Source organism: Ensifer sp. EB106-03-01-XG145, assembly GCF_058792075.1.
This window is the reverse complement of sequence record NZ_JBYTEC010000011.1, coordinates 101378-116055: the sequence shown is the minus strand read 5'-3', so window position 1 is coordinate 116055 and position 14678 is coordinate 101378. Positions and strand designations below refer to the sequence as shown.

Sequence of the window (14678 nt, the reverse complement as noted above, 5' to 3'; positions counted from 1 at the left end):
TAGAGCGGGATGAGGAAAAGTGTATGCGGTTTTCCGCCCGCATCCCGCTCCCATTCATGATCTGAAGCAAGGCGCAAGCGGGCGATGGACATCTTCGCGACACTACAGGAAGAAAAAGGGCGGCTCTCCCAATCGGAAAACCGCATTGCCGACATTCTCCTGAATGATTTCGAGTTTGCGGTGAACGCCTCCATCATCGAATTGGCGAGCAAGGCGGACGTGTCGCCGCCCACCGTCACCCGCTTCTGTCGAAGGCTCGGCTGCGACAGCTTCTCCGATTTCAAGGTGCAGCTTGCCCGCACCGCCTATATCGGCATGCGCTACCTGAAGCCGGAGCCGAAGAGCCGCGAGACCGGTGACGTCGCCCAGGACATCATCACCAAGTCGCAGAACGCGTTGTTTCTGTTGCATCGCTCGCTTGACCTGGCGGCGATCGAGCAGGCGGTCGAGCGGATCGCCGCAGCGGAAATGATCTACGCCTTCGGTTCCGGTGGTAATTCCTCGATGATTGCCGGCGAGTTGCAGAACCGGCTGTTCCGCTATGGTCTTCGCATCACCTCCAGCTCCGATCACAGCATGCAGCTGATGATGACGGCGGCGGCGCGGCCGACCGACGTGCTCATCGGCTCGTCCTTCTCCGGCCGCAACGCCGAGCTCGTGCGCGCTTTTACGCTCGCCCGCGAACTGAAGGTGCCGACCATCGCGCTGACACAGAGCGGCAGTCCGGTGGCGGCCGCCGCCAGCATCACCGTGCCGGTCGATCTGCCCGAGGGCAACAATATCTACCGCCCCACTTCCACCCGCATCGCCTATCTGGCGCTGCTCGATATCCTCTCCAGCCTCGTCGCCTACCGGGTGCAGCCCCAGGCGACGACCACACTTCGGCGCATCAAGCAGCAGCTGGTCACGCACCGCGACGGTGACGATCGCCAGCTTCTCGGAGACTGACGTGCCGCGAAAGGTCAGCGCATGACGCAATCCCTCGCGATCGTAACCGGTGCAGCCGGCGATATCGGCCGCGCTATCGCGCGCAAGCTTTCCGACGATCACGATTTGATCCTGCTCGTCGACATCGACGCGGACGCCGCTGAACGGGCGGCGCGCATGCTCGGTGATGACAACCGCTTCGTGGCCGTTGCCTGCGACGTGACCGACGCGACAAGCGTTGCAGCGATGGCCGCGACGGCAAAGGAAAGGGGAGCGGTGCGCACGCTCGTCAACAATGCCGGCGCGGCCCGTGCCGTCAGCCTGCACGATACGACACCGGAGATCTGGCGCATGGACAATGCGCTGAATCTGGAAGCGGCCTTCCTGTGCTTCCGCGCCGTCGAGGATATGCTGAAAGAGACCCGCGGATCGGTGATCAATATTGCCTCGGTCAACGGCATGAACGTCTTCGGCCACCCGGCCTATAGCGCGGCAAAAGCGGGCCTCCTGCATCTGACGCGGCTCATCGCAGTGGAATACGGCAAGTTCGGCATTCGCTCGAATGCCGTTGCTCCCGGCACAGTGCGCACCCAGGCCTGGGAGGCGAGGGCGGCGTCAAACCCGGATGTCTTCGAGGAGGCACGTCGCTGGTATCCGCTGCAGCGGATCGTCAACCCTGATGATGTCGCCAATGCGGTGCATTTCCTGGCGGGACCGCTCGCTGCGGCCATTTCGGGCGTCTGCCTGCCTGTCGATTGCGGGCTCACTGCCGGCCAGGCGGAACTGGCCCGCACGTTTTCACAATCAAGCCACTACTGACACTGCATTTGGAGGAAGAGCATGCAGCCGGTTTCCTATCGTCTCGAGGCGTCTTGGCAGCCGGATGGCGGGCCCTTTGGTCGGTTCACCTTCACGCTGTTCAATTTCTCCGGCTCGCCGCTGTCCGGTTTCAGGATCGTCTATACGTCGCTCACGCGGGTCATTGATCCCAAGGCCTGCGAGAATGCGGTGTTCCTGCGTCGCAACGCCAATTTTCATGAGTTTGCGCCGCCCGAGGGTTTGACGATCGACAACGGCGGAAGCTGGACCTTCACCGTCAGCGGCCTGCATCGCAATGCACGCCATTGCACCGACGGAGCCAAGTCCGCCTATCTGACGCTTGCCGATGGCCGCCACGTCCCGGTCGCCGTCTCGGATTTGCTTCTTGAGAACGCCGTCAGCGAGCCGCCGCCGGTGCGGTTGCCGGAAGGTGAACTCGACCAGCCCTATGCGCTGCAGCCTTGGCCGGCGATGCTCGAGCTTTGGGCTGGAACTGGTTTCCCGGTCGTTCTCTATCCGGCCGCTGGGGCCGGGCAAGACGAGATTGCGGCGGTTGCTACCGTGCTGTCGATGTTCCATCGATTGTTCCCTGCGGCGCATGCGCCCTTCAGCCTTGCGACGTCGAAGCAGGGGCGGCCGGTCGTCTTCACGGCGGATGCCGGGTTGGCGGCAGAAGCCTATCGCCTTGAATTCTCCGAAACCGAAATTCGCCTGGGCTACGGCGGCAGCGCCGGCCGGCAATATGGCTTGACCAGCCTTGCCCAGCTTCTGGACGGAGCGCGCAATCATCCCGGCAAATTCCGCTTCCCGACGAGCGGTACAATCTCGGACAAGCCTCGCTACGGCTGGCGCGGCTGCCATCTCGATGTATCCCGCCAGTTTTATCCGGCCACCGATGTGGCGCGGCTGATCGATATCCTCGCCTGGTTCAAGCTCAACATCTTCCACTGGCACCTGACGGACGACGAGGCGTGGCGCCTGGAGATCAAGGCGTTTCCGGAGCTGACGACGCTTGGTGTGCTGCGCGGCCCAGATGAGGCGCTGCTGCCGCAGCTCGGCAATGGTGCAGAACCCGTCGGCGGCTTCTACAGCCAGGCTGACGTCAAGGCGATCGTCGCGCAGGCAAGCGCACTTCACATCGATGTCGTGCCGGAGATCGACATTCCCGGACACAGTGCGGCGACGCTCGTCGCTCTGCCGGATCTCTCCGATGGCCAGGAGGCGCCGGAGAGTTACCACTCGGTGCAAGGTTATCCGAACAATGCGCTCAACCCGGCCGTCGCCTTCACCTATGAGTTCCTCGAGAAAGTCTTCGATGAGATGGTCGAGCTCTTCCCGAGCAAGTATCTCCATATCGGCGGCGACGAAGTGGCGAACGGCTCGTGGCTCGCTTCTCCGCTTGCCAAGACGCTGATGGAGCAGGAGGGCATTTCCGGCACCTTCGCGCTGCAGTCCTATTTCCTGAAGCGGGTGAAACAGATGCTGACGGCGCGTGGCCGCAAGCTCGCCGGTTGGAACGAGGTGGCGCATGGCGGCGGTGTCTCGACCGAAGATACGCTGCTGATGGCCTGGGAGCGGCCGGAGGTCGGCATCGAACTGGCACGCGAAGGTTATGACGTGGTGATGACTCCCGGACAGGCCTATTATCTCGACATGGCGCAGGCCGATGCGTGGCAGGAACCGGGCGCCAGCTGGGCCGGGACCGCGACGCCGGCGCATACCTATGGCTATGAGGCTGAGGGTGAGTTCCCCGAGGATCTGAAGCCGCGCCTTAAGGGCGTCCAGGCCTGCATCTGGTCTGAGCATTACCTCTCCCGCAGCTATTTCAACCGCCTTGTCTTCCCGCGGCTTCCGGCGATTGCCGAGGCGGCCTGGACACCGAAGGCGGCGAAGGACTGGCTGCGCTTCGCGGCCATCGCTCCGCTCAGCCCCAATCTCTAAGAGGAAAGCCCATGCGCATCGCCGTTGGTGGCATCCACACTGAATGCAGCACCTATTCGCCCGTCCTGATGACGGAAGAGGACTTTCGCGTGCTACGCGGGCAGGCGTTGCTGGAGGCCGAATACTTCAGCTTCATGAAAGCCGAGGACGTCGAGCATCTGCCGCTACTGCACGCACGCGCCGTACCCGGCGGTCCCGTATCGCGAGGGGTCTACGACGCATTCAAGGCAGAGTTTCTCGAGGGACTCCGTGCGGCCCTGCCGATCGACGGGCTCTATCTCGCCATGCATGGCGCGATCAAGGTCGACGGCATGGACGACACCGAGGGCGACTGGATTTCGGCCGCCCGTGCCGTCGTCGGCCCAGATTGCCCGATTGCCGCAAGCTACGACCTGCACGGCAATGTCAGCCAGAGGATCATCGATCAGCTCGACATCTTTGCAGCCTATCGCACCGCGCCGCATATCGACACGCCGGAAACCATGACCCGCGCCTGGTCGATGCTCGTCTCGGCGCTCAGAGACGGAACGCGTCCGGGTATTGCATGGGCGCCGGTTCCGGTGCTTCTGCCCGGCGAATGCACCTCGACCGAAGACGAGCCGGCGAAATCGCTCTACGCTCAACTGCCGGAGATCGATAGGCGGCCAGGCATTCTCGACGCCAACCTGATGGTCGGCTACGTCTGGGCCGACGAGCCTCGGGCGACCGCCTGCGCGGTCGTGACCGCCACCGATAAGCCTGCCGCCAAGCGGGCGGCCGAAGAGATTGCCGCGGGCTACTGGGCCGAGCGCAGCAACTTTCGCTTTGGCCCGGTGACCGGACCGCTCAACGAGATGCTGGATATCGCCGAACGGGCGACGACGACGCCGATCATCCTCGCCGACTCCGGCGACAATCCGACCGGCGGCGGTGTCGGCGACCGAGCCGATGTGCTGAAGGCGCTGCTGGCACGCGGTTGGCGCGGCGCCCTGATCGCCGGCATCACCGATCGCCCCGCGGTGGAAGCCTGCTTTGCTGCCGGTGCCGGCGAAACGCTGATGCTCAAGATCGGCGGTAGCCTCGACCCGGCAAGCCCCTGCGCCGAAATGTTGGTGGAGGTCGTCAGGCTCGACAATTCCGGTCTGGAGCGTGAGCGGCAGGCGGTGGTGCGCGTCGGCGCCATCGATATTGTTATTGCCGCGCGCCGCAGGCCCTATCACGATATCGAGGATTTCCGTCGGCTCGGTCTCGATCCTGAAGCCGTGCGGCTGCTCGTCGTCAAGTCGGGTTACCTCTCGCCTGAACTCGCGCCGATCGCCAATCCCAATCTGATGGCTTTGACCGAAGGCGTCGTCAATCAAGGCATCGCCGGCCTTGTGAGCTTGCGCCGTCAGCGGCCTGCTTATCCGTTCGACCAGGACTTTGCCTTCGAGCCTGTCGCCCGCTTCTCGTCCCGTTGGTCGAGCGGCGACTGAGGCTTTACTATCTGCATTTTTCCTACCCGAATTTTCGGGTAGGCCCTCCTCTGCGGCGCCGCACGTCGTTCAAGACGCGTCAGGTCGCTGTAACGCTTTAAGTTGCTGCATGTTTGTCCTTAACTCGGTCCCGATTTAAGGAGCCATCAGGTGCCCTTCACGCGCTTCGCGGACACGTTCTAGCATGACTTCCACCATACTTAGCGCCATGCGCAACCCGGCCATGCGGATCAGCATGCTGGCAATCTTCCTGTTCGGCTTCGCCGGCGCTGCCACCTCGCCCTATCAGTCCGTTGTCGGCATCAACGAACTGGGTCTCAGCGACGCCATCTACTCGCTGCTGATCCTTCTTGCTTCGACCGTGAATGTCATCGTCAGCGTCTCGATCGGTATCCTGGCGGACCGCGTCGGCAATTATCGCGTGCTGATGTCGACGGCGATCCTGTTCGGCGTTGTGGGCTACGGCATCGTTTATATGCTGCCTTACCAGACGAGCTTCGTCGTCAGCGTCCTCTTGCTGCTGCCGATTTATGGCGCGCTCTACACGCTGCTCTTTGCCAATGTGCGCAGCATCGCCCGGCGGATGAGCGGGCATGACGCCGCGTCGCTGACGACCGGCGCGCGCGCGGCCATATCGGTGTCCTGGGTTCTGGTGCCCGGGCTGGTCGGCTTCGCGCTGGCAGGCGGCGAAAGCATGCTGCCGGCCTATCTGCTGGCCTGCCTTGGTTGCCTCGCCAACCTGCTGATCGTCTATTTTTCGTTGCCCAATGAAGGCGGCGCCGATCCGTCGCTCGGCAAGCGGCTGTCCTACTGGACGTCGTTCCGAGAGATCCTGACGCCGCGCATCTTCCTGCGGGTGATCGCCGTTGCGACGATCACGTCGAGCCTGCACGTCAATGCCGCCGTGCTGCCGCTGATCATGACGGATGAGATCGGCGGTAGCGTCACCGATATCGGCATCATCGTCGGCATCGTTGCTTTCCTGGAAGTCGTCTTCATTTTCGTCTGGGCGCGCATCCAGTTGAGCCTGGTGCCGTTCAAGGCGCTGGCGCTGGGGACGGCCATCTACATCGGCTATATGGTGCTGCTCGGCTTTTCCACGGCCACGTGGCAGATCTACGCGCTCACGCTCATCAGCGCCTTCGGTGCAGCGGCGCTGATCACCATCCCGATCAGCTACCTTCAGGACCTGATTACCGATCGGCCGGGCTTGGGAAGCTCACTGATCGCCGTGAACCTTTTCCTGAGCGGCGGGCTTTGCGCCGGGCTTTTTGCGCTCGGCACCCGGATCAGCAACTATTCCGGAACGGCGCTGCTCGGTGGTGTTGCAGGATTTGCCGGGTTGTTGCTGCTGCTGGCGCTCGATGGCGATAGAAAAGGAAAGAGGACGGTCAGCCGCGAACCGGGTTGAAACAGTTCGCTTGAAATCTATCCATACCTGAATCACACTTTCCAAAATGGAGAGGTTGGTCAGCATAGGCGAAGCGGCTCAGGCGCTGGGGGTGTCGATCACGACGCTGCGGCGCTGGGAGGCAGAAGGCCGGTTGTTGGCGGAGCATACGGCGGGTGGGCATCGTCGGTATGACCTGGCGAAGCTCCTGCCGGAACGCTTTCGGGCGGCACAGCAGTCGAGCCGCAAGACCGTCGCCTATGCCCGTGTGTCCAGCCATGAGCAGAAGGACGACCTCGCGCGCCAGACGCAGGTTCTGGAACTGTATTGCGCCCGGCAAGGCTGGATGTTCGAGGTTATCGCTGACCTTGGTTCGGGGATGAACTCCCGCAAGAAGGGCCTTAAGCGGCTGCTGGACGCCATCATTGACGGTCAGGTCGGGCGGCTGGTGATTGCTCACAAGGACCGGCTGCTGCGCTTCGGCGCGGAATTGGTGTCCGCGATCTGCGAGGCGAAGAACGTCGAGGTGGTGATCCTCAATCAGGGCGAGGTTACGCCCTTCGAGGAAGACCTCGCCAAGGACGTGCTGGAGATCATCACGGTGTTCTCGGCCCGACTCTATGGCTCGCGTTCGCACCGGAACCAGAAGCTGCTAGATGGTGTCCGTCGGGCCGTCGAAGCGTCCGCGCCATGCTGATCGCGCACCGCATCGCGCTGGACTCGACCGACAAGCAGCGGACCTATTTCGCCCGCGCATCCGGCGTGGCGCGCTTGGCGTGGAACTGGGCGCTGGCCGAGTGGCAGCGCCAGTACGCGGCGCGACGTGACGATCCATCGTTGCCGCAGCCCTCCGACGCCGCACTTCGTCGCCAGTTGAACAGCCTCAAGCGGGAGCAATTCCCGTGGATGTTCGACGTAACCAAGTGCGCCGTGCAGGAAGCTATCATCGACCTTGGCGCAGGCTTCCGGTCGTTCTTCGAGAAGCGGGGCCGCTATCCCCGGTTCAAGAAGAAGGGTGTCCGGGACAGCTTCTGCGCCGCCAACGAGGCCGGAACCTTCCGGGTGGATAGCCAGCGGATCAAGCTGCCGGTCGTGGGCTGGGTACGGATGCGCGAGGCCGTGCGCTTCACCGGCAAGCTCAAGCGTGTCACCGTCAGTCGGGAGGCTGACCGCTGGGTCGCCAGCATCATGGTCGAGACCAACGACATCAAGCCGGTCGAGCGACCGCATGACGCCGTTGGCGTCGATCTGGGCGTGACGACGCTGGCGACGTTGAGCCAGGGCGATCCGATCCCCGGTCCGAAGGCCCACACGGCATTGCTGGGGCGGTTGCGCCGGACAAGCCGGGCACTGTCCCGCAAGCGGAAAGACTCTGCCAACCGGCGCAAGGCAAAGGCGAAGCTGGCGCGGCTGCACAGCCGCATCGCCGCCATCCGCCGTGACGCCACCCACAAGACGACGACCCTGTTGGCGAAGACCTATCGCCTCATCGGCATCGAGGACCTGAACGTACGCGGAATGGTGCGCAATCGCCACCTCGCCCGGTCGATGATGGACGGCGGATTCTTCGAGTTCCGCCGCCAACTCGACTACAAGGCCCGGTTCTATGGCGCGACCGTCGTGGTCGCGGATCGCTGGTTTCCATCGAGCAAGACCTGTTCTTGTTGCGGTTCGGTCAAGGCCGAACTGGCGCTGTCGCAGCGGACCTATCATTGCGACACCTGTGGGCATGAGGTCTATCGCGACCGCAACGCCGCCCATAATCTCGAACATCTGGCCGCAAGCTCTGCGGTGTCAGCCTGTGGAGAGGAACGCTCTGGCGTGGTGCGCAAGCCCCGCGTGAAACGGGCCTCGGCGAAGCAGGAACCGAACAGCAACCTCGCCGCATAGCTTTAATCAGCTACGGTTAGGTATGTGTAGGTTTCGGAGAGCGGTTAGTCCCAGGGCTCATCGACAAATTTGCAGGTCAATGTGGTTTGGTTGTCTTGGAGACATCTCTTCTTCTGATCGACGAGGATCATAATCCTCGCGAAGAAGCGCGAGAAGTCGGCCTTGCTGGAGTTAAAGGTGGCTATCCCCAGCGCATGCGCCTGGGCCTGAGCCACGCAGGTCGCCAATTCCTGATCGGGGACATCGCTGTTTGCAACGACGACGGCGCGGTCAAACCGCCCTTCCGCAGAATAGTTCACGGCGGAGGCGCAGTTTCCTGCGCCGCTTCCTGCGGTGTCGTTGAGCAATTTGCTGTAGTAGGGGTCGAAGCCGAAATCTTCAATTTTGCGAACGTCGACCCGGCCATTCTGGACGACATCTTTTCTAAATATCACGCCGATGGTGTTTCTTCCGAGGCCCGGTTGGGCTCGCACCTCAATTCCGGCAGTGATGGCGAGCATTTGAATTGTTGAGAAGACCACGTCCCTCTTGTTGGTCTCCCCTTGGCTCATTCCGACGCCGATATACTCCGGGAAGGCGGTAAAATGTCGCTCTCCGTTGCGAACAGGGCCGAAGAAACTCACGTTCTGGGCGACCGAAGACGAAGCAATAAAGACGCTCGTAAGAAGCCCCACGGCAAACATAGGAAGTCTAATGGTTCTTCTCTTGTTTCTGCCCTTACACATGAAGCCTTCTCATAAACAATCAGCGCTCGCTTGAGCGAAAAGAAATCTTCTGCAACGCGTCGCCAGCAATGCGATGGCATCATTATTTTCTAGCATTGCTATCAACAGTTGCAAGGCGCCGAAGCAAGGAAGACGCAGTCCCGGTACTTGTCTCATCAAAAAGTGATAGGGGCGCCTTGCGGCGCCCCTATCAGCATTTCCGTTGAGTATGTCAGTCGAAAGCGTATCAGTTGCCGAGGATACCCGGCAGGCGCAGGCCCTTGTCCTTGGCGCAATCAAGAGCGATGTCGTAGCCCGCATCGGCATGGCGCATGACGCCGGTTGCCGGGTCGTTCCAGAGCACGCGCTCAAGTCGCTTGGCCGCATCATCCGTGCCATCGGCGCAGATGACGACGCCCGAATGCTGGGAGAAGCCCATGCCGACGCCGCCGCCGTGGTGCAGCGATACCCAGGTCGCACCCGAGGCTGTGTTGAGCAGCGCGTTCAGCAGCGGCCAGTCGGAAACTGCGTCCGAGCCGTCCTTCATCGCTTCGGTCTCGCGGTTCGGCGAGGCGACCGAGCCGGAGTCGAGGTGGTCGCGGCCGATGACGACCGGGGCCTTGAGTTCGCCATTCTTGACCATCTCGTTGAAGGCGAGGCCGAGGCGATGGCGGTCGCCGAGACCCACCCAGCAAATGCGTGCCGGGAGACCCTGGAACGAGATGCGCTCGCGCGCCATGTCCAGCCAGTTGTGCAGGTGCTTGTTGTCGGGCAGCAGTTCCTTGACCTTGGCGTCGGTCTTGTAGATGTCTTCCGGATCGCCGGAGAGAGCCGCCCAGCGGAATGGTCCGATGCCGCGGCAAAACAGCGGGCGGATATAGGCCGGAACGAAGCCCGGGAAGGCGAAGGCGTTTTCAAGGCCCTCTTCCTTGGCGACCTGGCGGATGTTGTTGCCGTAGTCGAAGGTCGGGATGCCCATGTCCTGAAAGGCGATCATCGCTTCGACATGCTCGCGCATCGAGGCGCGTGCGGCCTTTTCGACAGCCTTCGGGTCGCTTTCGCGCTTGGCCTTCCACTCGGCCATGGTCCAGCCCTTCGGCAGGTAGCCGTTGACCGGGTCGTGTGCCGAGGTCTGGTCGGTGACCATGTCGGGGCGGATGCCGCGGCGAACCATTTCCGGCAGGATTTCAGCGGTGTTGCCGAGCAGGCCGACGGACTTCGCTTCGCCGTTTTTCGTCCAGCGCGCGATGATCTCCATCGCCTCGTCCAGCGTCTCGGCCTTCTCGTCGAGGTAGCGGGTCCGCAGGCGGAAGTCGATCGAGTCCGGGTTGCATTCGACTGCGAGGCACGAGGCGCCGGCCATGACGGCTGCGAGCGGCTGGGCGCCGCCCATGCCGCCGAGGCCGCCGGTCAGGACCCATTTGCCCTTGAGGTTGCCGCCATAGTGTTGGCGGCCGGCCTCGACGAAGGTTTCGTAGGTGCCCTGAACAATCCCTTGAGTGCCGATGTAGATCCACGAGCCGGCGGTCATCTGGCCGTACATGGCGAGACCCTTCTTATCCAGCTCGTTGAAATGATCCCAGGTCGCCCAATGCGGCACGAGGTTGGAGTTGGCGATGAGAACGCGCGGCGCATCCTTATGGGTGCGGAAGACGCCGACCGGCTTGCCGGACTGCACCATCAGCGTTTCGTCGTCGTTGAGGTCCTTGAGCGTCTCGACGATCTTGTCGAAATCGGCCCAGGTGCGCGCCGCTCGGCCGATGCCGCCGTAGACGACCAGTTCGTGCGGATTTTCCGCAACGTTCGGATCGAGGTTGTTCATCAGCATGCGCAGCGGCGCTTCGGTCAGCCAGCTCTTGGCGTTGAGCGTCGTGCCCTGGGGGGCGCGCACGTCGCGAATGTTGTGGCGCGGATTGTTCATGGTCATGCCTCGCTCCCTGTCTGTCTCTTGAGGTCAAATGCGATGGTTTCGATGCGGTTCAAAATGGCTTTCAGCGGCTCACGCAGCAGTGCTGAACGGGCGGCGTCGAGCGCGAAGGGTGGTTCTTCCGCTGCCAGATGGGTCGATTGCGCGAGTTCCATCTGGATCGCATGCACGCCAGTCTCGGGGCGCCCATAGTGGCGGGTCGTCCATCCACCCTTGAAGCGACCATTGAGAATGCTGCTGTAACCTTTTGCTGCAGCAGCGATTTCTGCTGTTTCCTTCTCGATTTCCGGTGCGCAGGTCTTGCCCATGTCGGTGCCGATGTTCAGATCCGGCAGCTTTCCTTCGAAGAGGAACGGGATGTGCGAGCGGATCGAATGGCAGTCATAGAGCACGACGACGCTATGGATCGCCTTGACGCGCTCGATCTCGGCGGCAAGCGCGGCATGATAGGGCGCGTGGAACGTCCGGAGGCGTTCGGCGATATCGGCTTCGGTTGGTGCCTCTCCATCCTTCCAGATCGGCTTGCCGTCGAAATCCGTTTCCGGGATCAGGCCGGTCGTGTTCTGGCCGGGGTAGAGGCTGGCGCCCGCGGGATCGCGGTTGGCATCGATCACGTAGCGGTGGAAGGTGGCGCGAACGACGGTCACCTCCGGCAGCAGGCCGTCATAGAGCTGGTGGATATGCCAATCGGTATCGGCCAATATCCGGCCGTTGTCGTTGAGCCGATCCCAGATCGCAGCCGGCACGTCAGTGCCGGTGTGCGGAAATCCGAGGATGACCGGGGAGTTTCCCCTTTTGACTTCGAAGACCGCCATCTCAGCTCTCCAGGCCAGGCAGGATGCCGGCGGAGATCGCGGCGTTCAGGCGGCCCGAGGCGACGAGATCGCCGGCAGCCTTGAGGTCGTTGGCCATGTAGCGATCTTCCTCGATCGTCAGAGAGACGGCGCGAAGTGCCGCGGCTGCCTTCTGCAACTCGGGGCTCGTCTTCAGCGGCGCGCGGAACTCGACGCCCTGGACCGCGGTCAGGGCTTCGATGCCGACGATAGAGAACAGGTTTTCGGTCATCTGCAGCAGGCGGCGGGCGCCGTGGCAGGCCATCGAAACGTGGTCTTCCTGGTTGGCCGAAGTCGGTGTCGAGTCGACCGAGGCCGGGTGCGAGAGCTGCTTGTTCTCCGACATCAGCGCGGCGGAGGTCACCTCGGCGATCATCAGGCCGGAGTTGAGACCCGGCTTCTTGGCGAGGAAGGCCGGCAGGCCGTAGGAGAGTGCCGGATCGACGAGCAGCGCGATGCGGCGCTGCGAGATCGCGCCGATCTCGCAGATGGCCAGCGCGATCTGGTCGGCGGCAAACGCAACCGGTTCGGCGTGGAAGTTGCCGCCGGAGACGACGGAATTGTCCGAAAGGACCAGCGGGTTATCGGTGACGGCGTTCGCTTCGATCTCGAGCACGCGCGCGACCGAGCGCAGGAGATCGAGGCAGGCGCCATCGACCTGCGGCTGGCAGCGGATGCAATAGGGGTCCTGTACGCGCTCGTCGCCTTCGATATGGCTTTCGCGGATCGCGGAGCCGGCAAGCAAAGTGCGCAATGTGGCGGCCGTATCGATCTGGCCGCGATGACCACGCAGCGTGTGGATGTCGGGATGGAAGGGGGCGGACGAACCCATGGCGGCGTCGGTCGACATAGCGCCGGTGATCAGTGCTGCCTGCGCGGCGCGGTGGGCGCGGAAGAGACCGGCAAGCGCCAGCGCCGTCGAGGTCTGGGTGCCGTTGATCAGCGCCAAGCCTTCCTTGGCGGCCAGCACGACGGGCGTCAGGGCAGCGGCGGAAAGCGCCTCGGCGCCGGACATGCGGCGCCCTTCGAAGAAGGCTTCGCCATGGCCCATCATCACGGCTGCCATATGGGCGAGCGGGGCGAGGTCGCCGGAAGCACCAACCGAGCCCTTCTCGGGAATGACCGGGACTACGCCCTTTTCGAGCATGGCTTCGATCAGACGCACGAGTTCGAGACGGACGCCGGAGGCGCCGCGACCGAGCGAAACGAGCTTCAGCGACAGGATCAGACGCACGACGTTTTCGGCAAGCGGCTCGCCCACGCCGCAGCAATGCGACAGGATCAGATTGCGCTGAAGCGTCGCGACATCGGCGCTGTCGATCTTGATCGAGGCGAGTTTGCCGAACCCGGTGTTGATGCCGTAGACCGGGGCATTGCCGGCGACGATTTCGGCGATGCGGCCGGCCGCCTTCTTGATTCCGGCGTCAAAGGACGGGTCCAGACGAGCCGGCTCTCCGGTCCAGTAGATGGTTTCGAGGTCGCGAAGGGGCACGGAGCCCGGATGTAGAATGATGGTCATTGACCGATCCTTTGCCCTCTGAAGATGCGTTCATGAAGTGGGTTGAAGCCGATGCGGTAGACGAGCTCGGCGGGATCCTCGATGTTCCAGAGCGCGAGATCGGCCGACTTGCCGACCTCGATGGTTCCGGTCTCCGCGAGCAGGCCGAGGGCGCGCGCGGCTTCGCGCGTTGTGCCGGCCAGGCATTCGGCTACCGTCAGCCGGAAGAACGTCGCCGACATGTTCATGGTGAGAAGCAGCGAGGTCAGCGGCGAAGTGCCGGGGTTGCAATCGGTGGCGATCGCGATCCGTGCGCCGGCGTCGCGCAGCGCCTGAACCGGCGGTAGGCGCTCTTCGCGGAGTGCATAGAACGCACCGGGGAGCAGCACGGCAACCGTGCCTGATTTGGCAAGGGCTGCTGCGCCTTCGGCGTCGAGATATTCGAGATGGTCGGCCGAGAGCGCACCATAGGATGCCGCGAGCTTCGCACCGCCGAGATTGGAAAGCTGTTCTGCGTGCAGCTTGACCGGCAGGCCCAGTGCCTTGGCGCGGTCGAAGACACGGGCGATCTGGGCGGTCGAGAAGGCAATGCCCTCGCAGAAACCGTCGACCGCATCGACCAGCCCTTCGGCGTGCGCTGCATCGAGGCCGGGCAGCACGACAGCGGTGATGTAGTCGCCGTTGCGGCCCTTGTAGTCTGCGGGCGTCGCATGCGCGGCGAGGTAGCTGGTGACGACGCGGACCGGGCGGAGCGTTTCCAGCTTGCGGGCGGCGCGCAGCATGTTGAGCTCAGCCGTCACATTGAGCCCGTAACCGGACTTGATTTCGACCGTCGAAACACCTTCGGAAAGAAGCGTGTCGAGCCGTGGCAGAGCGCTTTCCACGAGTTGGTCGACGCTCAGCGCATTGGTCGCTTTCACCGAGGAAACGATGCCACCGCCGGCCCGTGCGATCTCTTCATAGGTGGCGCCTTCGAGCCGCATTTGGAACTCGCGGGCGCGGTTGCCGCCGTGCACGAGATGCGTATGGCAATCGATGAGGGCCGGCGTCAAGACGCGGCCTTCGCAGTCAACCGCTTCGAGGCGGCCTGCGAGGTTGGCCGGCAGATCGCGATCGGGACCCGCAAAAGCGATCCGCCCATCGACGACAGCAACGGCCGCATTCTCGACAAGCCCAAGTCCTTCGGCGGCTTCGCTCAGCGTCACAAGGCGCGTGTTGCGCCAAACGCCGGATGCCTGCTTGCGGGTCGAGATATCGTTCATGAGGTCGCCTCCACTGGATATAATGTATATACA

Annotated in this window: 12 protein-coding genes; 7 read left to right on the top strand and 5 right to left on the bottom strand. The window is 63.0% G+C overall.

The window, feature by feature from the left end; all coding sequences use genetic code 11:
• The first annotated feature begins 84 nt into the window (after window positions 1-84).
• From AC3WWH_RS23705 to AC3WWH_RS23675, 7 genes are all read left to right on the top strand, one after another.
• Entirely contained in the window at window positions 85-948 is an 864-nt protein-coding gene (locus AC3WWH_RS23705) for a MurR/RpiR family transcriptional regulator (RefSeq protein ID WP_057249162.1), read from the top strand.
• 21 nt (window positions 949-969) lie between these two features.
• Window positions 970-1746: an SDR family oxidoreductase gene (locus AC3WWH_RS23700; RefSeq protein WP_058324989.1), complete on the top strand. Its 777-nt coding sequence runs from the start codon at window positions 970-972 to the stop codon at window positions 1744-1746.
• A 21-nt stretch (window positions 1747-1767) separates the two neighbouring features.
• On the top strand, window positions 1768-3687 hold the full coding sequence (locus AC3WWH_RS23695) for a beta-N-acetylhexosaminidase (protein ID WP_058324988.1): 1920 nt from the start codon (window positions 1768-1770) through the stop codon (window positions 3685-3687).
• Window positions 3688-3698: 11 nt separating this feature from the next.
• Window positions 3699-5141 (top strand): M81 family metallopeptidase, encoded by a 1443-nt coding sequence (locus tag AC3WWH_RS23690; protein WP_058324987.1) that lies wholly within the window; start codon window positions 3699-3701, stop codon window positions 5139-5141.
• A 184-nt stretch (window positions 5142-5325) separates the two neighbouring features.
• The gene (locus tag AC3WWH_RS23685; protein ID WP_058324986.1) at window positions 5326-6552 is read left to right on the top strand and encodes an MFS transporter; all 1227 of its coding nucleotides are present in this window, start codon (window positions 5326-5328) and stop codon (window positions 6550-6552) included.
• Window positions 6553-6598: 46 nt separating this feature from the next.
• Window positions 6599-7228, top strand: coding sequence for an IS607 family transposase (locus AC3WWH_RS23680; RefSeq protein WP_492377292.1), 630 nt, complete (start codon window positions 6599-6601; stop codon window positions 7226-7228).
• Window positions 7222-8421 carry an RNA-guided endonuclease InsQ/TnpB family protein gene (locus tag AC3WWH_RS23675; RefSeq protein ID WP_492377291.1) on the top strand — a complete coding sequence of 400 codons (1200 nt, stop codon included), beginning with the start codon at window positions 7222-7224 and terminating at the stop codon, window positions 8419-8421. Before AC3WWH_RS23680 ends, AC3WWH_RS23675 begins: the two co-directional genes overlap by 7 nt.
• A 44-nt stretch (window positions 8422-8465) precedes the next feature.
• Here AC3WWH_RS23675 and AC3WWH_RS23670 read toward each other — a convergent pair whose 3' ends face one another.
• The 5 genes from AC3WWH_RS23670 to hutI form a co-directional block, all read right to left on the bottom strand.
• A complete protein-coding gene (locus AC3WWH_RS23670) occupies window positions 8466-9104 on the bottom strand; it encodes a hypothetical protein (protein WP_058324983.1) in 639 nt (212 codons plus the stop codon).
• A gap of 268 nt (window positions 9105-9372) precedes the next feature.
• Window positions 9373-11046: a urocanate hydratase gene (hutU, locus tag AC3WWH_RS23665; RefSeq protein WP_058325077.1), complete on the bottom strand. Its 1674-nt coding sequence runs from the start codon at window positions 11044-11046 to the stop codon at window positions 9373-9375.
• A 2-nt stretch (window positions 11047-11048) separates the two neighbouring features.
• Window positions 11049-11867: an N-formylglutamate deformylase gene (gene hutG / locus AC3WWH_RS23660; RefSeq protein WP_058324982.1), complete on the bottom strand. Its 819-nt coding sequence runs from the start codon at window positions 11865-11867 to the stop codon at window positions 11049-11051.
• A 1-nt stretch (window position 11868) separates the two neighbouring features.
• Window positions 11869-13404 carry a histidine ammonia-lyase gene (gene hutH / locus AC3WWH_RS23655; protein WP_058324981.1) on the bottom strand — a complete coding sequence of 512 codons (1536 nt, stop codon included), beginning with the start codon at window positions 13402-13404 and terminating at the stop codon, window positions 11869-11871.
• A complete protein-coding gene (gene hutI / locus AC3WWH_RS23650; protein ID WP_058324980.1) occupies window positions 13401-14645 on the bottom strand; it encodes an imidazolonepropionase in 1245 nt (414 codons plus the stop codon). The genes hutH and hutI overlap by 4 nt, the downstream gene beginning before the upstream one ends.
• Window positions 14646-14678 lie beyond the last annotated feature (33 nt).